A 19,325-nucleotide genomic window follows, 5' to 3' on the forward strand; every position below is an offset into this window, starting at 1 on the left:
AATGAATGTAATGTTAAAACGCTTGAGAAGATTCTCAAGCGTTTTTGTTCCTCATTTTTTCAGAATATTACGTAATATAAACTATCAATTTCTACCAGGTTTTAGTATGATTTCATTAGAATCTAGTTCATTGAATACTGGGGGGAGAGTAGATGAAGATTTTGAGACTAGCAGGTCTGTTGGCAATCTTATATCTAGTGCTTGATTCTCTCCCTGAAACAGTAACTAAAGCATCTTCTATAAAGGTGGACGGTGAATCGGACCGTTACGAACTCCATTCTCAGATGGAATTGTTAGAAGATAAGGACCGCCAATGGGACATAGAGAAGGTGAGGCAGCCACCATTGAATGCACAATTTATTGAGAGTGGCAAAGGGGTGCCGAGTTATGGTTACACGTCCGCGGTTTATTGGGTTCGATTCGAAGTACATAACACGACATCTGAGGAGAACTGGTTATTAGAAGTTCCGTATCCGCCTCATGATGCGATAACGTTATACACTGAGGAGAATGGGAGTTTTACTAGTAATGAAACGGGAGATTTATTGCCGTTTGTGGAACGCGATGTTGAGCATCGGAATTTCGTATATCAGTTATCGTTGGAAGAGGATTCATCTCAGACCTTTTATGTAAGGTTTGAGAGTGAAGGCTCCATGCAGCTTCCATTAACATTATGGTCGGAGGAACAGTTTCTTCAAAAAAGTCAGCATGAATACCTTTTGCTCGGTTTGTATTATGGGATTGGGTTTGTGATGATTTTGTACAATTTATTTTTATTTTTTTCGCTCAGGTTACGTAGTTATCTGTGGTATGTCTTGTTCATATTTAGTTTACTATTTGTTCATTTTACGCTGAACGGCTTAGCATTCCAGTATGTATGGCCAGAATTACCATGGTGGAATCACCGGGCGATTGTATTTTTTATGGCGGTGGCAAATGGAACGGCTCTCTTGTTTTCGAGGAGCTTTTTAAATCTTCGTCTCCACATCCCTAAACTTGACTCGATGTTTAAGTGGTTTGTACTTTTTCAATTTTTTATAGCTGTCATTTTAATGGTAAACTACCAGCTAGCTTTGAATTTGGTGATGGGCTCTACCATTGTCCTTGTTTTTGCAGTCATTTGTGCTGCGTTTATTTGTTGGAAACGTGGGTACCGTCCAGCTCGTTTTTTCTTGTTTGGATGGGTGATCTTCCTCATTGGAGTGTTTGTTTCATCTTTAGCAGATGCGGGTCTCATTCCCGTTTTGTTTCTAACGAAGTACGCTTCTCAAATTGGATCGGTGTTGGAAGTTATTCTTTTTTCCCTTGCGTTAGCGGATAAATTTAAGATTCTTCAGCTTGAGAAAGAGCATGCTGAACGAGAAGCGAAAGAAAGTCAGAAAATGGCTGTTGAACACTTGCAGTGGGCTAACAAAATGAAAGATGATTTTTTAGCGTCAACGACTCATGAGCTGCGAACGCCATTAAATGGGATTATCGGGATAGCAGAATCTTTAAAAGACGGAGCGGCTGGTGAGGCAGATGAACGATTAAAGCAAAACCTCGGACTCATTATTAGCAGTGGCATGCGCTTATCACACTTAGTTAATGACCTGTTGGATTATTCGAAGCTAAAGCATAAAGACATCTTACTTAAAATAAAACCGGTTCGTGTGAGAGAAATGGTGGATGTTATTTTTTCACTCCTTTCGTCATTAAAACGAGAGTCGGTCCAGTTTGAAAATAATGTTCCAGTAAATTTGCCACCAGCAAAAGCAGATGAGGATCGGATACAGCAAATCTTTTATAACTTAATAGGAAACGCCCTTAAATTCACTGAAAAAGGAAGCATTTCCGTTTCTGCATTTTTAAAAGACGACAAAGTTACCATTGAGATTGCCGATACTGGAAAAGGCATTACACCCACTACGATGGAGGTCTTGTTTGATGACTTCGAACAAGGCGAAGGTGCTCATAAGAAAATGGGGACTGGAATTGGTCTAAGTATTACGAAACATCTTGTGGAGCTGCACGGCGGGAGCATTCGAGTTGATTCTAGAATAGGAAAAGGATCGACCTTTTCATTTGATATGCCATTTTATGCTGACGGGACAGTGCAAAAACATGATGAGGCTCAGCCAGGTGTGAATGCAATTGAATTTCCGGTTTTTGGGACGAAGAGGATGAAGTCAGAAAAAGGAACCATTCTTGTAGCAGATGATGAACGGGTAAACTTACAAGTGATTGTCAATCAACTGGTGTTAAATGGATATGAAGTACTCATGGCCCAGAACGGTCAGCAAGTTCTTGAGATGGTAAAAGAACCTGGGAGGATCGATCTCATTATACTAGATGTCATGATGCCGAAAAAAACGGGTTATGAAGTAAGCCGTGAAATAAGGAAGTCGTTTTCGCTGACTGAACTGCCGATTCTTATTCTTACCGCTCGAAGTGATATAAAAGATATTGTTACTGCTTTTGAGTCTGGTGCAAACGATTATTTAATGAAGCCCTGCTCAAAAGAAGAGTTGCTGGCTAGGGTGGAGACGCTCATGACGCTAGAGAAAGTAATGGAGCAAGTACATGAGAAAGCTGAACAGTTGAGTGTGCTCAATGAGGAACTTTCACGATTAAACAACAATTTAGAAGCTAGGGTAAAAGATAGAACGGAACGTCTAGAGAAAAAAACAAATGAGCTAGCGAGGGTAGAAGCTTCAAGGAGGAAGCTATTATCGAATATCTCTCATGAGTTAGGCACACCCATGACGTCTCTTCAAGGGTATGTAAAAGCGATGATTGATGGGATAGTTGAAGTCAATGACCCTCACTATTTAAATTTGATCTACCAGAAGGTCTGCTTTTTAGACCGGATAATACAAGACTTATATGACCTGTCCAGGCTTGAAGCGAGACAAGTAAGCTTTCAATGGCGTGAAATGACGGTGGAAAATGTGATCGACTATTTTTACGATAGATTTGAGCTGGATATTACCTCTCGGGGAGTTCGATATGAATACAATGTAAAAGACGTGATAAAAAAAGAGCGAGGTGCGACTGCTCGAGTCGTTGTAGATTTGGACCGCCTTGAGCAAGTGATGTCCAACCTTGTGTTTAATGCAATAAAGCACACATCTAAAGGCGGCCATGTTGAAGTAAGGTTTGAAACACAAGAGGTAAAACAAATGCCGTCTCAAGAGTCATCTTTTAGCGATTCTGCTTTAGTAATGAGCGTGCATGACAATGGACAAGGCATTCGCGAAGATGAATTGCCACAAATTTTTGATCGTTTTTTCAGGGGAGATGAATCTCGGACGAGTAAAGGGGGCAACACTGGGCTTGGTTTAGCCATTTCAAAAGAAATTGTCGAGTACCATAAGGGAAGAATTTGGGCTAAAAGCAAAACCGATGCAGGAAGCTCTTTTTATGTAGCGTTGCCTTTACAACCAGTGAAAGGAGTGGTCGATGTTGGCTAGTGAACGAGTGTTGATCGTAGAAGATGACAAAGAAATTCAACAGCTCCTCAAGTTGTATTTGGATAATGAATTTGCTGTTTATACCGCAGAGGACGGTGAGGAGGTACTGCGGTGTGTTGAAGAAATAGAGCCGGATTTGATTTTATTAGATATTCTCCTTCCGAAACTGAATGGTATTGACGCTTGTAAAAAATTGAGATTGAAAGGAAAGACAGCACCGGTTATATTTTTAAGCTGTAAACGAGAAAATGAGGATAAAATTATTGGACTTGATGCAGGTGGGGACGATTATATTACCAAGCCCTTTGACCCAGGTGAGGTAGTTGCTCGTGTAAAAGCTCATTTAAGAAGAGCAAAAATGAATCAAGGATCATTTGGTGAATCGTCTGATGGAGTTAAGACATTTGGCTCGCTAAAAATAAACGTGAACAGCTATACAGTTTCCATTAACAACAAACCAGTAAGCCTCTACGCAAAAGAAATGCAGCTGCTCTTATTTTTTGTAAACCGGCCTGGTCAAGTTTTTAGCACGGAGCAACTGTATGATCAGGTCTGGGGTACTGACCGGTACGGCGACATGAAAACGGTCATGGTACATATCAGCAACCTAAGAAAGAAAATAGAAGAAAACCCGGCTGTGCCTCTATACATTCAGACGATCAGAGGCTTTGGATACAAATTTAACCCCGTAACGATATAATGGTGAAAGGTAAGTTTTCTTTACTATAATAGAGCGGAAAGCTACCTTCACGCCGCCTTTATCAAGGGAAGAATATCATGGAGACTCTAAAACACAGAGAGCTAACACTGTTTTTTAACACCTATTATAGCTTGTATGAATTTCATAACTCTGACCCAGGCGACTCAAGGGCTCTAAGACATAAAAAAGGAGCACCTACCCAAATGTCGAATTTAGTAAGTGACTAAACAAACGAAATGAAATGGGAGGAAACCCCTGTGTCTATTGTACGACAAGAGAGTCTTTTTAGCCCCCTACGTAGTAGGCCGGATTCTGCGAGACTCCTGCGGAAAAACGGGCCAGCCAAGACCCCGCAGGGCGCATTTCCCGAGGAGGCTTGGCGGTTCGTCCGCGGAAAGCGAGCAGATGCAGGCCAACGGAGCTGCAAAAAGATACGCTTTTTACAATAGTAGTAATCAAAAATGGAAAGAAATATTTTCTTGAAGTAGTGTGCTTTTTTAAACAAATGATTTATGAAGGTGAAAAATTTCAGTTTTTTAACGCTATTTAACCTTAGCCCCTTATGCTTATCATACCGATATAGTTTGTTCACGATAATGGATATCTTTTGGATGGGGTGAAGGCAATGCAGATCCAAAAAGACAGCCAGAAATTAGATGCCGAATGGATTGAACTGGTGGAGGAGGCCAAGGAATTAGGGTTAACAGTCGATGAAATTAGACGCTATTTAAAAAATGGAGCAATCCCAGAGGGGAAGACGGAAGAAGCTTTGGTCAAGAAAGTGCCGTGAATGAAAAACCGTTCAAACGTAGAATGTGTTTGAACGGTTTTTGTTAGTTATTCTTTTCCCCTGAAGTTGGTTCAGGATGATCTTCGGCGAAAAGATCGAATGTGGGAACTGGATTGATCACTGCAACTAAACCTAAAGAACAAGAGATAAAAAGCAGACAAACGAATCGCTTCATCTTCAGTTTCTCCTTTAAAGGTTATTATATAGCTTGGCAACATTATTGAAAGTGAGCTACTTCCTTAAGGTGTTTATTGCTCAATTTTAGATAGAAAGTTGCTTGGATAAAATCTTCTTTTTCAATATAGGTTTCTGCTAGTTTTTCCGCATAAAAGTGAATTTGCTCACGATCTCCAATGCGTTGGAAGAAAGGAATCGCCTTATTTTTTAAGAAATCTTCTAGTAAATGAGCGTTCGTTGTAGAGTGCTGCAAGTAAAAATAGGTGATATGGTAAGTATAGGGGTCATCTTCATGACCCTTTGTTAGTTCGTACCCTATTTCTAACCATTCGGCCATTTCAGCCGTTCGATTCGTTTTATTTAATTCCTGAAGAATGGAGTAGACTGTCACAGTTTTTCCTCGTCCAGTCTTGTGTTCGAACCCTTCTTTATAAAACGAAATGGCCGTATCATGATCGCCGGATTTTGCATAAAATTCGCCGAGGTTTGTAAGCACTCTGCCAATTAACTCAACATTATCAATGTCTTTTGCCATTTGCATGCTTAATAACAAGTAATTTTCCGCTTTTTCGAAATCATTTACCCGTTTATGTGCTAATGCCATTAAGATATAGCAGTCGGTCATTCGTTCAAAGAAGTTCAATTCACTATATAGCGGGATTGCTTTTTGTGCGTAATTAATGCTTTGGTTCACTTCATGAACTTTAATTGCTACTAGCGAAAGTTGAAAGTAGAGATCAGCTTCTTCCATTTTTGATAAATCCGTGCTTGTCCGTAACAGAAATGCACGGTGATAACTTTTTTGAGCTTCTTGAAAATCTAGCTTTAAAAAAGCTAGCAAAGCTGAGAATTTATGAAAATAGTATAAGATTAATGGTTTTTTTTCATCATAAATAATCTTGCTTAAATTATCTAAAATAATTTCAGCATTGTCAATTTTTCGGTGGAGCAAGTGATGTCGTGCTGTCAATAAACTGTGTAAAATAAACAATTCTGTATTAGAATTCTTCTTCATTGCATTATTTACAAGCGTATAAAAATGCTCTGCCTTTTCTTTGTCACGGTATAAAATTGCACCTTTCCACTGACGCAAAAGCTGACGAATTTCTTGGTGATGATGAAGGTTCAGTCTTTGCATAGGAATGCCTCCTACATAAATCCTTTCATTTAAAGAGGATGTTTAAAAACTCCGCTAAAATAGCTGGCGTACTAAAGGAGCTTCTGCTCTTTTTAAGAAGATAAGATAGTATATGTGGTCAAGTGCAAGGCGCCATTTAGCGGGCGCCTTGCGATTTTCTTAACTTATTTATAAAGTATATCATAGTAATTAGAAAGAATTGTTGGGTCCGGTTAGTCTTTGAGGATGTTTCGTACATTCTCAGCTTCTTCGGCCATTTCGAGGTACAAGTCCTCTTCCTGCTTATTGACTTCGGCCATTTCACGTAAGATGTCAGCTCTGTCTTTTAAAGCTAAATCAAGAACCGCCATTTCCTTTGGTGTTACGTCTTTTAAATCATAAACCGGGTCATCAGGTTTAATCTTTTGATCCGTTTCTTTAATCGATTTTCGCACGGGAAAAACTCCTTACAAAACAAGTGTCTTCATATTATGTCATACTTAGATTCAATAAAGAAAGAGGGTATTTCAAAAGGTTTTTTTCGACCTATGAAATACCCTCATCCCTTATTCGTCTTCTACTTCAGCTTCTGTATCGTCAAAATACTCGACTTCGATTTCAAACTCAAGGTAATCTTCCTCGAGGTCAAAAGCTTCAATAGTCGCATCGATAACTTCCTCATGATTCATGTCGCTTGTAATTTCGAGAGACGTAAGAGGACTTTCAAGTTCTTCTAATGCTTCCTGTCCTTCCATCGAAATCGTTTCTCCTTGTCTAGTGTCGTCAATTTCAGCTTCTGGGTTGCCGTTATTATACTCATATTCAACCTCATAATCCCCGTGGTTGTACTCGACATCCAATTCAAAATCCTTAAAGGTCAGTTCTTGATACCAATTTCCAGCACCTTCTTCAGCCATGTCGTCTTCAGTAGTGTCATCATCCTCTTGGTTTATATCTCCTGTGTCTGGATCATCTATTGTTCCAAGGTCGTCGTTATCTTCAGCTGTGCCACATCCAACTATGATGAAGGCAAGACAGGCAGCTGTGAAGGCTAATCCGAATTGTTTCATGTTGTCATCCTCCTATTATTATGATGGTGGGATGGAGCCTTTAATAGGGTTCCCTGTAAAGATGTAAAGTAAACTTTGAGAGCGATTTCTAGAAAAATGGAATCGATTTCACTTCGGAATGTAGCTTATTTTAAATTTCGGAATATTAGTAAGCTAAATAAATTTGGAGTGAATAAGCTGTGAAACTATTGATTATTTGAGATAAAAATGATTAAATGAGGATGTATGTTTATTAGGGGGCTAAGTAATTATGAAGCATGAAATGAATCAAATGGTCGGTTATCATATTAATTTGGTTTCTCATTTTATGCAGAATCAATATAACCGAAACCTTTCGGATCTGGGATTAACGATGGCTCAGGCAAAAGTTCTTTATCTACTATTTAATGATGGCAGTCAATCGCAGTCTGAACTACAAAAGCGTTTATTCATCAAAGGATCAACGATGAACGGCATCATTGAATCGATGCAGAAGCGGGAGTTAATTTCAAAATCCGATAGTTTGGAAGATCGCCGTACCAAGATTATTGCCTTAACTGAGAAAGGCAGATTATTAGAAGAAAAGCTTTGGCATGAAATGAGCCAACTAGATCAAGAGCTTGTAACTGGCTTTTCTAAAGAAGAGCAGGAAGTCCTCATCTCCTGGTTAAAAAGAATGCAGAATAACATTCATGTTGAAAAAGAAAATTCAAAAGGGGAGGGGGAATAGACAGAATGGAACAGAAAGAACAAAGTCAAAGATTAGGCACAGAACCTATTCCAAAACTACTTAAAAACCTCTCCATTCCAGCTATGATTGGAATGTTTGTCATGGCTTTCTATAACGTGGTCGATACCATTTTCATTTCATGGTTTGTGGGAATTTCAGGCGTTGCAGGCGTGACGATTGCTTTTCCAGTGATGTTGATCATCATGGCTGTGGCTGCTGCTGTTGGTATTGGCGGCGCCTCTGTTATTTCCCGTAGGCTAGGGGAAAATAGAGGCGGTGAGGCAAACCAAGTATTCGGAAACATTTTAACGATGATCATAATTTTCAGTGTGTTTGCATTTATTGGTGCTTTTACATTTTTAGAGCCGTTACTTGGCTTGTTTGGTGCAACACCAGAAACGATGGGGTACGCCATCGATTATATGTTCCCAATCATGCTTGGGACGATCTTTTTCTCGTTCGCTTTTACAACGAACAGTATTATCCGATCTGAAGGGAATGCTCGTTTTGCAATGATGACGATGATTATCCCGTCAGTATTAAATATTGCGCTTGATCCCGTGTTTATTGTATTGTTAGATATGGGCGTACAAGGCGCAGCTGTGGCAACGGTGATCTCACAAGCGTCTGTTTCTATTGTTGTCATTCGCTACTTCATGAAGGGGAAAAGTACATTGTCGCCTCGTCTTGCTGATTTTCGTCCTGTTTATACAGTGATAAAGGAAGTCGTCGTCATAGGGATGCCTGCGTTTGTAAGGCAAGTTGCGGGAAGTGTCATGATGGTGGCGATTAATGCTATGCTTCTCCGGTTTGGAGGGGACTTTCATGTTGGCGTCTTTGGTATTGTCCAACGAGTTGCGATGTTTACCCTCATGCCAATGATGGGAATTCTTCAAGGAATGCAGCCGATCATCGGTTATAATTATGGAGCGAAGCAATTTGGTAGATTAAAAGATACTGTTTGGCTTGGTTTGAAAGTGGTAACCGCATTTTCTGCCCTCGTTTTCATTATTGTGATGTTTTTTCCACATTGGTTTATGCGCATATTTACAGCCGATCCGGAAACGATTGCCGCTGGAGCAGAGGGAATGCGAATTATGTTTGCCGCAGCACTGTTAATTGGTGCACAAGTTGTCAGTGGCGGAATTTATCAAGCGCTAGGTAAAGCAAAACCAGCACTGTTGTTATCGATGGCAAGGCAAGTATTATTTCTAATCCCACTTGTCCTCATTTTGCCGCATTACTTCGGGGTCATGGGTGTATGGTTAGCGTTTCCGCTTGCCGATGTATTAGCATTTGCGTTATCAGCAATCCTCCTTTACCGAGATCGAAAATTGTTCCTCGTTAAAACGGAAAGTGATCTAATATATCAAGAACCAAAAAAGCAAGCAGCGTCTTCATAAAAAACTGCTCTGAGAGTGAAAGATTCTCAGGGCAGTTTTTTTAATATATAAGTTGAACTAAAGATTTTCTGTAACTTCATTAGATTCCATTCTGACACACAAGCGATCTACGATTTTCATTGGATCCTCCAGGATCCTTTGCATGAAACGATGGACGTTCTGGCGGACTTCTTTAACGCTGCTGTAAAACACGTTATTAACGACATCAGCTTTCAGCCATTTCCATAACCCTTCAACGATGTTGAATTGTGGACTGTATGGCGGAAGGAAGACAAATTCTAATCTGCCGTTAAGATCTTTCAAATAGGGTTTAAGCAGTTTCGCATGGTGAATCCTTACATTGTCCAGAATCATGACCATTTTTCCAACCGGGTATGCTGCCATCACTTTTTTTAGGAATGCGAGAAATTCCACCACCGTATATTGTATGTGCTCCTGCCAGACGATAGCGCCAGTAACGTAGTCTATCGTAGCTAATAGCTTGACACCACGGTGTTTTCCCGTTGTCCGAATGATGCGTTGTTTCCCTTTTTCGAACCAAGTGTACTGGAGCGCTTGGTAATCGCGAATCATGCTTTCGTCTTCAAACAAAATGTGATCAATTTCGCCAGCTTCCCATTTTTTTTACCCCAGGGAAGGTGTTTTCGACAAATTCTTTTTGTTTCTCTTCATCAGCCTATGCAAGAGTATAGGTTGGCTTGGTATAACTCAGATCCATTCGCTCCAGCATTTTGGAGACTCCTCGAAGTGAATACGTTTTACCAAATTCCTGTTTGATGTAGGCTGCGATGATTTCCAGTGTCCAATTAAACTTGGTTGGAAAACCAACCTCGTGAGGAAGCGAGTGTATAATCGTTTGTTTTAATTGCTCTCGTTGTTCCTTCGATAAGCGTGGTGGCTTTCCGGAGGAAACGCCCATGGTCAGCCCATTGAGTCCGTGATCTTTATAACATTTAATGTATGTGCGAATGGTTTTTTCAGAGCAGTTTGTTATCTCGGTAATTTCACTAACAGGATAACCCTTCATGTAAAGCCGAATGGTTTGATAACGTTCATACATGCGTCTATCTTGTTCTTCCTTAAGCTTTTCTTCAATTGCTTCTAATTCCGAAGGATTTGATTTCATAACAAATCACCGCCTTTTGAAGGTGATTAAACGTTCGACGAATAAAGATAAGAATCCTTCATAAATACCAGGTAACTTATAAATTCAACCTATATAGTAAAGAAAAGCATAAAAATCCACGTTTCGATGTCTAGCTCCAGCGTCTACGAGCTCGAGGTCATTTTAGCCTGTCAGAAGAAGCCAAAAAGCGGCTTCAATCTGCCATTCGAAAGTGCTTGTCGCTCGTGACCAAGGCTCTTGCGCTTTTGTTCATAGCTCTGGCTTCTGTAAAACCAAAGCTCCTTCACTCGTTTCTAAAATGCTAATCTACTTGCCAAAATGCTGAATTTACTAGACACCTATTATTACAATCTTCATGCTAAAAGTTTGAATGAATTGTTACAGGAATGTTACGATCATGAGATGAATAGAGTATAATGACCACGCATTTTTAAGGGGGGATTCTGTGGAGGTAAATAACCCAGCCGGTTTTTGGATAAGGTTTTTTGCTGGCTTAATAGATGGTATTATCTTGGGAATTGGAGTATTGATTCTCGGGGCAGTATTAGGCTTCGGGGGTGATGGGATTGCCTCGGACGTTCTTTCGACAATTATTAATTGGAGTTACCTCGTCATTGTGCCGGTTCTTTGGTATGGCTATACAATAGGGAAAAAAGCCGTTGGTGTGCGGGTCGTAAAGAATGATAGCTCGGATGTTACATGGGGAACGATGATCCTTCGCGAAGTAGTAGGAGGACTTTTGTATGGGATCTCGTTTGGAATTTTAGCCATTGTCAGTGCGTTTATGGTTGGCCTTCGTAAAGATAAGCGGGCGATTCATGATCTGATTGCGGGTACCTATGTTACCTATCATAAACCTGAATAACGACAATAAAAGAGCACTCGAAAGGGTGCTCTTTTTTAAAGAGTTAAGAAAGTATAGAGCGACCGAGCATAGGTCGCATCCTGTAATGGGTGTCAATCCCATCGGGGTAAGTGCTAGCGACTCACCCGTAACGCGTCTTGGAGGGTTGTGGGTAACCATAATCTTTAAGCGTAGACAGTGGGCCGTAAGCAAAGCGGTTGGAGGGATAGAGCTCCTATATCTTATGACTTGGGAAAGCTGATGATCTTATACTCTCAGAAAGCAACATCTCTCCAAACGAAAGGGCGAGTGAGGAGGGTGGTTCCCCGGATTTTATGACCTCTACACGCTGGACATCGTTAGGATATGGCAACTCGGGAGATCCTGAATGATCTTTCGGATAGAAAGTATGGTGGACAAGCGATACAAAGTGAGAGAACCAAATGTCGTTCAGGAAGTCGGAAAGTGGCGTCGCGGGCAAACAGTTAATTGAGAAAACAAATGAATTTAGATATGAGAAAGAGCTGCCGATCGGTAGCTCTTTTTAATAAAATACACCAAAAGTTGGTAGAAATTTGCATGGGAATCGATTAGAATGACTAGGTGTACATAAAACAATCACCTAAAAAGATGTGTAAATGGAGTGGATGATGATGAATATACGTAAATACTTAAGTGTACTCAGTGTTTTTGCCATCATGATCATGGCTGGCTGTGGTGAGCAGGAAGAAGACGCTGTTAATCAGGATAATGACCCAGTCTCTGAAGAAGGGGACTTAGGGACAGAAAGTGATTTAGAAGAAGTGAGTAACGAGGAGGGGCTCGATTTAGAACTTCTTGAGTTACAGCCTTTTGCTGAAGAGATTGGCTTATCGTTAACGTCGCCAGAATATCGGGAGTTTTCAACGGATACAACAGTTTTACTTGAAGGATCTGTTGATGATAGCAGCGGGCTGAATAGCGATGCTTTATGGGTATTGATCAATTATACTGAGCCAGGTGAAAAGCCGTTTCGTAACAATTTTAACTATTATGTACCGATTGAAGAAGACGGGTCGTTTAAAAAAGAAATTTCCCTTCATTCAGGCGAAGGTGCGTACAGGGTTACGGTGCGAGCACCGAGCAATAAACAAGGAGAAGACAACCGGTTCTATGATGTAGCCCAGATTTACCCGACAAATACTAGTGATGAATTAGCTAGAGAAATAGAATATACCGAAGTTGGACTTGATAACGAGCTTGAAATTGTTGAGCCATTAACTGGATACGAAGAAGCAGAAGGTTCTGTTCCACTTGCCGGTTATTTACCTGATGCAGAAGACGATCATTATGTCATGGTTGAGATTAAAAAAACCGCAAGTGAACGACGTGATACGGTGATTCCCATTCAAGATGGTTACTTTGAAAGTGAAATACCGCTCCATTTCGGAGGTGGGCTCCATGAGATTATAGTAAAAGTTTATAATCCGGAAAATGAACGTTATTATGATTCAGCTAATTTCTTTGTTGATAACCGCACGGATAAACAATTCGTTCATATTGAAGAGTATCGTGAATATTTTGAACGAGGCATTACCCTCACGCATCCTACTCCAGTAGAATCTTTTGATTATAACGGTGATACGTATCGTTTAGCAGGAGAAATAGATCCTGATGCACCGGGAGCTGACGAAATCACTCATATGATTGTAAAAACAGAGTATGAGAATGAGGAAGCTACGTACTACCTTCCAGTAGAAGATTATCGTTTTGATGAAGAGATCTGGTTCCGTTTTGGTGAAGGAGAATACAAAATTACGGTTAATGTACCGGAGCTTGGTCACGAGGGTGGAGGCTTTTTTAGGTTTAATGGCGTGGTTCATTTAACACACCATGTTCACGATGTAGAAGATCAACGAAGCTTGCTGCCTTCCCGAGGGATTCAATCAGACCATGTGGACATTCAGAAGTTAGCAGAAGAACTGACCGATGGTTTGAGTGATGAACGTGAAAAAGCAAAAGCTGTTTATCAATATGTGGCAGAGAATATTTCGTATGACGTGAAAAAGTTTAGAGAGGATTTATTTGAACTAGATGATAGCGCTTTAAAAACACTGGAAGAACAAAAAGGTGTCTGCCAGGATTATGCGTTCCTTGCTGTAGCGCTGTTAAGATCGATTGATATGGAAGCTCATTACGTAAGTGGCTATGCCGGAGGTCGCCACGCATGGGTTGAAGTGAAAGTCGATGATGACTGGCTAGAGATGGATCCTACATGGGGATCTGGTTATGTAGATGGAGAAGAATTTGTGTTTCATTATAATGAAGACTATTTCGATCCAGAGCCTGATTTCTTTGAAGAAACTCACCAGCGTATAGAAGTGATGTATTAGAAAATTTAGTAAAAGCCTCTAAGAGCAGATAAACTGTTCTTGGGGGCTTTTTACTATTTCAAAAAACGAGATTCTAACTTCTCCATGTTTAATATCTATTTGTCCCATAGATTGCGAGAATTAAAACTAGTAAAATAGATGTATACAAGGAAAAAGGTGGGATAAACCGATGGAGTCCAAAGGAACGGTCATTTTAGCCGGAGGTTCTGGCTTTCTCGGGAAGTCATTGGCAAATTACCTTATATCGCAGGATTATGAAGCAGTAATTTTAACAAGGAGCACAGGAAAAGAACAAAACGGTATCCGTTACGTGCAGTGGGATGGGCGATCGCTTGGACAATGGCAAAAAGAACTCGAAGGCGCCGCTGCAGTTGTGAATTTTACTGGTAAAAGTGTCAACTGCATTTATACGAAAACAAATAGAAAACAAATCATTAATTCCAGAATTGATTCTGTCAACGTACTTCATGAAGCGATGAAAGCCTGTGACAGACTGCCAGAAGTATTCATTCAAGCTGGTTCTCTTGCAATCTTTGGCGATACGAAAGAAGTTTGTGATGAGGGTAGTCAGCACGGCTCGGGATTTTCAGTGGAAGTTTGTCAACGGTGGGAAGAAGTCTTTTATGCCGAGCCTGTTTTGAGTGCGCGAAAAGTTCTTTTTCGAATCGGGTTTGTACTCGGAAAAGATGGGGGTGCATTAGACCCGTTAAAAAAACTTACGAAAGCTGGTCTTGGTGGAACCGTTGGAAAGGGAGATCAATACATAAGCTGGTTACATATTGATGACTTAAACCGGATGATCCTAGAAGCAATCGTAAATTCTAAGGTTATCGGGACATACAACGCGACCAGTCCGGAGCCCGTTCAAAACCGTGATTTTATGATGCTGTTACGTCAAACGATGGGACGTCCTTGGAGTCCACCGGCACCGAGGCCTGCTGTCATTTTTGGCGCTTATACTGTTATGCGTACCGAACCGAGTTTAGCGTTAACCGGACGCCGTTGTATTCCTAAACGTCTTCTAGAAGAGGGGTTTACATTCAATCATACTGACTTGAGGACGACACTAGAAAAGCTTTTGTTAAAATAAAAAACATAGAAGAAAAGGGAGACAGAGAAAGTGAAATTAACAAGCATACGACGAAAAGAAGGAAAAGAAAAGTCATTTGAATACACAGCAAATGACGTTCGGCTAGAGGTTTCCGGAAGTCTGAAGCAGCAAGTTGAAATGATTGGTTTGACGAAGGAACAACTAGCGATAATTAAATCGCTCAGACCGTTAGTACAGAAGCACATTCACACAATTGTTGATCAATTTTATAAGAATTTAGAGAATAATCGCCACCTGACCAACATGATAAATGATCATAGTTCCATTGAGAGGTTAAAAAAAACGTTAAGAAAGCACATTGAGGAAATGTTTAGTGGTGAAATTGATGATACCTTTATTCAACAACGCATTAAAATTGCCCAGATTCACGTACGGATAGGGTTAGAAACGAAGTGGTACATGTGCGTATTTCAAGATTTATTACAATCCATTGCTACTATTTTGAGAAAAGAATATTCAGATTCTTCAAAGTGTATTGAAGCTTTATTGGCCGTCTCAAAAATATTAAATATTGAACAGCAACTCGTTTTAGAGGCTTATGAAAACGAAAATGAAAGAATTAGAAACGAAAGCTATGAGGTTCAGCGTTCTTTAAAAAGAAAAGTAAGCGAAACATCAGAAGAGCTTGCGGCGCTATCTGAAGAGACGAGTGCTTCAATTGATGAATTAAAAGATAAGACAGAAGGCGTGCTGACCTTTAGCCATGCGGGGTCTCAGTCCTCTCAAAAGGTTGAAAGCTTGTCGAAGGAAGGACAAGTAAAGTTAGAAGAGCAGTACACCGAAGTGAAAAAAGTCAATCAACATATGGAAGAGATCTCTTCTGAAATAACTTCTTTAAAGGAAATGTCTGAAAAAATCAATGACATTGTAACACTTGTCCAATCCATAGCAGATCAAACGAATTTATTGGCGTTAAATGCAGCGATTGAAGCCGCAAGAGCCGGAGAAGCGGGCAGAGGCTTCACCGTTGTCGCAAGTGAAGTGCGCAAGTTAGCTGAACAAACCAAAAGCTCTGTAAGTAATGTGTCGGATTTAGTAGCGAAAACAAAAGAGAGAATTGTTACTGTCTCTGATTATGTCTTTGAAATTGAAGGGCTTATTGAGAAAAATACAGAGGGGTTATCAGACACAAGCCGGTTTTTTGACAATATTGTTGGGGAAACCGAAAAAGCAAAAGAACAAAATACGAATGTAGAAGAAGAGTTGCGTCACGTTTCCATTGTAATTAAAGAAATGAATGATGCGGTTTATCAGGTAGCGGTAACGGCAGATAATCTTAATTCTGAAACGAAAACGTTATAGAGGATGTTCAAAAGGTTTGGGAAAAATAGCTGCCGTACAGAAGGAGATTTTTACTGAACGATCTTCGACCTCGTTTGTGGCTCCTTATTGAACACAAACTCTTAGAATAAAGAAGCACCTCCGACAGTCTGTTGGAGGTGCTTTCTAAAAGCTTATTCTCTTGAATGGTGAAGATCATTGGCAATTTCACGTTCAATTTTTTGGCTATCTTTGTGGCTTTTTTCTCTGCGTTTTTCAACTTCGATTTTTTTCTCTAAGCTATTATTTAGTTTTTCGTGGCCGATGCCGTGCGTTTGACGAAGGCCTTTTTCCATATGTTCCGTATACTTTGGTTGTTCTTCATTATCGTTCATCGCTGAGTCTCCTTTTTCAATTAAAGATCTTACGAGTATAACTGTCTACTTCCACAACACAACAAATTTAAAACTTCTATTTAAAACTCGGTTGTGACAGGTAGTATTTCCAAAAGGTGGATAATAAATTCACAAGGAGTCTGCCGGTTTTTGACGAATAGTATTACAGGGTCTGTCGTTTTGAAAAGGAGCAGTGAATGAAGGAGTACTCTATGGATTATTTTCAACCAGAAGTGAGAGAAACAATAGCAAAAGGCTATATGAGCATCGTTACTTTTGTGGGGATTTGTGTGGTTATCGGGACGCTTCCCTTTATAGATGTCCCGGATTCTTTATCCATCTTCTTTCTTCTTATTTTATTTTTAATCATTACTGAATTCTTTGCTATACCTGTTTGGAAAGGGGTAACAACTCTCGGGTTCCCGATATTATTTACAATTGATTTATTGTTTGGGCTACCTTTAACCCTCGCGACGTATGGAGCAGCTGTGTTAGTAGTTAATATTCTACAACGCCGCCCACTGAGAGCCACATTATTTAACCCATCACAACTCGTGTTAAGCTTTCTTTTCGCAAAGGGAATCCTTTTTCTTAGTACAGAATTATTTTGGACCGAAACCGTTTCATTAACAGGAAATATAACCCAGGCTGCTTTATTGACGTTATCTTTTTACGCTATTAACCATCTGTTAGTTGATATTGTACTTTGGATCAGGCCCCAGTCCTTCACCATATCAGAATGGAAGAAAAAGCTCGCGGTTGAATCGATCGGACTTGTCTTTTCTATTGTTTATTTAGCTTTGTTCTATTTACTTGGTACACAAAACAGAGGCGTAGTAGATATCTTTTCATTTTTCTTTTTCTTTTCACCATTGGTTGGGTTGTCATTAATAGGGGCTAGCAATTTTAAACTTCGAAGAGAGAAAAATCGCCTAAAAGGACTCATCGCCATTAATGAAGATTTGAACCATGGGATCCCAGAACAGGATTGGTTAAAAGGAATGGAAAGCCACTTGCCAAAGCTGTTTAATTATGATGCGCTCAGTGTTTGGGTGAATGAGACAAGCGGGTGGGAGTGCCAGCTAGCCCTTGGTGCTTCTACTCTTAAACTGGAGCCGTGGGTACTTGAGAAGTTCGTCGATGATACACCCGAGCTACATACGATTTCACCTCTATCTAAAGCAGCTCCATACTATTGTGAAGGGTTCCAACGAGGGATGAAGGCTGCTATTATCTGTCCATTAAAAGTAGATGACGAGGTGAATGGTCTCATCATCATTGGAAGACGGCGGCCACAGCAAACGAGTCAAGAAGAAAGTAAGATGATTAAAGCACTAGGCAATCAATTGGAAGTGTTGATCAAAGGAAGAAACTTGATCTCGGAACGGGAAAAACGGATGTTATTAGAAGAACGTAACCGGATTGCTCGTGAAATTCATGATGGGATTGCCCAATCTGTTGCAGGAGCAGTTATGAAGCTGGAAATCGCTCAACGTCAGTCTCAAAAAAATCCTGAACAGGCTAAAGATATTATAGATACAGTTTTACCTGAATTAAGAAGCAGTGTAAAAGAAATTCGTGAGTCGATATTTGCATTACGTCCTTACCCAACGGAAGAACGCGGGTTACATCAAGCTATTGAAGAGGAAGTTCTACGCTTACACCAGCGAGAAGAGGTGAAAGTTGCGTTTACCAAACGAGGAGAACATCGGCCTCTTTCTCCGGAAACTGAAAAAGTAATCTATCATACATTTAAAGAGAGCCTTCAAAACGCACTCAAGCATGCCAACGCTTCAATAATTAATGTGTCTATTTGTTATCGCAAAGACCAAGTCACCTTAAAAATAGAAGATGACGGACAAGGTTTCTTGTTAAAAGAAGCCCTGCTTAAAAGTCAAAAAGGGAAACACTTTGGAATTATTACCATGAATGAGGAAGCGAAGTACCTTGACGCAAATCTTCAAATTGATAGTGTGTTAAAAAAAGGTACAAGAATTAAATTAATAGCCGCCAGTTCTTCAAGAGAGGGGAGTTAATACGTTGATTAACATCATGATTGTCGATGATCACGCCGTCTTAAGAGATGGTCTAAAAACGATTTTTTCACTGGAAAATGACTTTGTAGTAATAGCGGAAGCTGAGTCGGGAGAAGAAGCTTTAACTAAACTAGAGAAGAATGTGCCAGACCTCATCATTATGGATATTAATTTACCTAAGCAAAATGGCGTTGAGATTTCCGGAAAAGTAAAAAAACAGTATCCTCACGTGAAAATATTAATTTTAACGATGTACAAGCACGATGAATATTTCATTTCAGCCATTAAAGAAGGAGCAGATGGATACCTTTTGAAAGATGCTCCCTCAGATCACGTAGTCGATGCTGTACGCTCCCTAATGTCAGGAGAAGCGGTCATACACCCATCGATGACAAAAAAGCTATTAGACCTTCATCAACATGCTGATGATAAAAAGGAAAATAATCAACTAACCGATCGCGAAAAAGAAGTTTTAGACTGCCTTGTTAAAGGATACAGTAATAAGGAAATTGCTGAGGAGTTATATATCAGTGACAAAACAGTAAAAATTCACGTAAGTAAAATCTTTAAGAAACTGCGTGTAAAAAGCCGTTCTCAAGCGGTCATTCACGCGATACAACATCAACTAGTTTCTCTTTCGGAGTAAGTGAAGCCTGCAGACTCAAAGCTGCAGGCTTATTTTATCCTTTTGAATAGACAAAAAGTCGTATACATAGCCAAAAAAATACATCAATTGTTTAATATGAATGAATATTCAAAACAT

The 19,325-nt window shown here is 40.0% G+C and carries 16 protein-coding genes and 1 pseudogene; 11 read left to right on the forward strand and 6 right to left on the reverse strand.

The window, feature by feature from the left end:
• Positions 1–152: 152 nt before the first annotated feature.
• The 3 genes from CDZ94_RS14940 (at position 153) to CDZ94_RS14950 (ending at position 4,942) form a co-directional block, all read left to right on the forward strand.
• The gene (locus CDZ94_RS14940; protein WP_096438366.1) at positions 153–3,452 is read left to right on the forward strand and encodes an ATP-binding protein; all 3,300 of its coding nucleotides are present in this window, start codon (positions 153–155) and stop codon (positions 3,450–3,452) included.
• Positions 3,442–4,152 (forward strand): response regulator transcription factor, encoded by a 711-nt coding sequence (locus CDZ94_RS14945; RefSeq protein WP_321196058.1) that lies wholly within the window; start codon positions 3,442–3,444, stop codon positions 4,150–4,152. Before CDZ94_RS14940 ends, CDZ94_RS14945 begins: the two co-directional genes overlap by 11 nt.
• A gap of 625 nt (positions 4,153–4,777) precedes the next feature.
• Positions 4,778–4,942: an anti-repressor SinI family protein gene (locus tag CDZ94_RS14950; protein WP_096438369.1), complete on the forward strand. Its 165-nt coding sequence runs from the start codon at positions 4,778–4,780 to the stop codon at positions 4,940–4,942.
• Between the two features lie 43 nt (positions 4,943–4,985).
• On the opposite strand, the gene CDZ94_RS21855 is transcribed toward CDZ94_RS14950, so the two are convergent.
• The 4 genes from CDZ94_RS21855 to CDZ94_RS14965 form a co-directional block, all read right to left on the reverse strand.
• A complete protein-coding gene (locus CDZ94_RS21855) occupies positions 4,986–5,117 on the reverse strand; it encodes a hypothetical protein (RefSeq protein WP_280951858.1) in 132 nt (43 codons plus the stop codon).
• A 42-nt stretch (positions 5,118–5,159) separates the two neighbouring features.
• Positions 5,160–6,257 carry a tetratricopeptide repeat protein gene (locus tag CDZ94_RS14955; protein ID WP_096438371.1) on the reverse strand — a complete coding sequence of 366 codons (1,098 nt, stop codon included), beginning with the start codon at positions 6,255–6,257 and terminating at the stop codon, positions 5,160–5,162.
• A 212-nt stretch (positions 6,258–6,469) separates the two neighbouring features.
• Positions 6,470–6,691 carry a hypothetical protein gene (locus CDZ94_RS14960; RefSeq protein WP_096438373.1) on the reverse strand — a complete coding sequence of 74 codons (222 nt, stop codon included), beginning with the start codon at positions 6,689–6,691 and terminating at the stop codon, positions 6,470–6,472.
• Positions 6,692–6,802: 111 nt separating this feature from the next.
• A complete protein-coding gene (locus tag CDZ94_RS14965; RefSeq protein WP_096438375.1) occupies positions 6,803–7,306 on the reverse strand; it encodes a YusW family protein in 504 nt (167 codons plus the stop codon).
• A 250-nt stretch (positions 7,307–7,556) separates the two neighbouring features.
• Between CDZ94_RS14965 and CDZ94_RS14970 the strand changes: the two genes are divergently transcribed.
• Positions 7,557–8,015 (forward strand): MarR family winged helix-turn-helix transcriptional regulator, encoded by a 459-nt coding sequence (locus CDZ94_RS14970; protein WP_096438377.1) that lies wholly within the window; start codon positions 7,557–7,559, stop codon positions 8,013–8,015.
• 5 nt (positions 8,016–8,020) lie between these two features.
• Entirely contained in the window at positions 8,021–9,418 is a 1,398-nt protein-coding gene (locus CDZ94_RS14975; protein ID WP_096438379.1) for an MATE family efflux transporter, read from the forward strand.
• A 57-nt stretch (positions 9,419–9,475) separates the two neighbouring features.
• Here CDZ94_RS14975 and CDZ94_RS14980 read toward each other — a convergent pair.
• Positions 9,476–10,544: pseudogene (locus CDZ94_RS14980) on the reverse strand (IS630 family transposase).
• A 445-nt stretch (positions 10,545–10,989) separates the two neighbouring features.
• On the opposite strand from CDZ94_RS14980, the gene CDZ94_RS14985 reads away from it, so the two are divergent.
• The 4 genes from CDZ94_RS14985 to CDZ94_RS21860 all read left to right on the forward strand — a co-directional run bounded on the left by CDZ94_RS14985 (position 10,990) and on the right by CDZ94_RS21860 (position 16,173).
• Positions 10,990–11,409 (forward strand): RDD family protein, encoded by a 420-nt coding sequence (locus CDZ94_RS14985; protein WP_096438381.1) that lies wholly within the window; start codon positions 10,990–10,992, stop codon positions 11,407–11,409.
• A 632-nt stretch (positions 11,410–12,041) separates the two neighbouring features.
• A complete protein-coding gene (locus CDZ94_RS14995; RefSeq protein WP_157911767.1) occupies positions 12,042–13,760 on the forward strand; it encodes a transglutaminase domain-containing protein in 1,719 nt (572 codons plus the stop codon).
• Positions 13,761–13,929: 169 nt separating this feature from the next.
• Complete coding sequence (locus CDZ94_RS15000) at positions 13,930–14,850, forward strand: TIGR01777 family oxidoreductase (protein WP_096438387.1); 921 nt, start codon at positions 13,930–13,932, stop codon at positions 14,848–14,850.
• A 30-nt stretch (positions 14,851–14,880) separates the two neighbouring features.
• On the forward strand, positions 14,881–16,173 hold the full coding sequence (locus CDZ94_RS21860; protein WP_280951859.1) for a globin-coupled sensor protein: 1,293 nt from the start codon (positions 14,881–14,883) through the stop codon (positions 16,171–16,173).
• Positions 16,174–16,325: 152 nt separating this feature from the next.
• Here the strand turns inward: CDZ94_RS21860 and CDZ94_RS15010 are convergent, their stop codons facing one another.
• Positions 16,326–16,526, reverse strand: a complete 201-nt coding sequence (locus tag CDZ94_RS15010; RefSeq protein ID WP_096438389.1) for a YuzK family famiily protein — start codon at positions 16,524–16,526, stop codon at positions 16,326–16,328.
• Positions 16,527–16,723: 197 nt separating this feature from the next.
• On the opposite strand from CDZ94_RS15010, the gene CDZ94_RS15015 reads away from it, so the two are divergent.
• Positions 16,724–18,562: a GAF domain-containing sensor histidine kinase gene (locus CDZ94_RS15015; protein WP_096438391.1), complete on the forward strand. Its 1,839-nt coding sequence runs from the start codon at positions 16,724–16,726 to the stop codon at positions 18,560–18,562.
• 4 nt (positions 18,563–18,566) lie between these two features.
• Positions 18,567–19,208, forward strand: a complete 642-nt coding sequence (locus CDZ94_RS15020; RefSeq protein ID WP_096438393.1) for a response regulator — start codon at positions 18,567–18,569, stop codon at positions 19,206–19,208.
• Positions 19,209–19,325 lie beyond the last annotated feature (117 nt).

Origin of the sequence: Alteribacter populi, assembly GCF_002352765.1 — a bacterium.
Taxonomy (GTDB): Bacteria; Bacillota; Bacilli; order Bacillales; family Salisediminibacteriaceae; genus Alteribacter; species Alteribacter populi.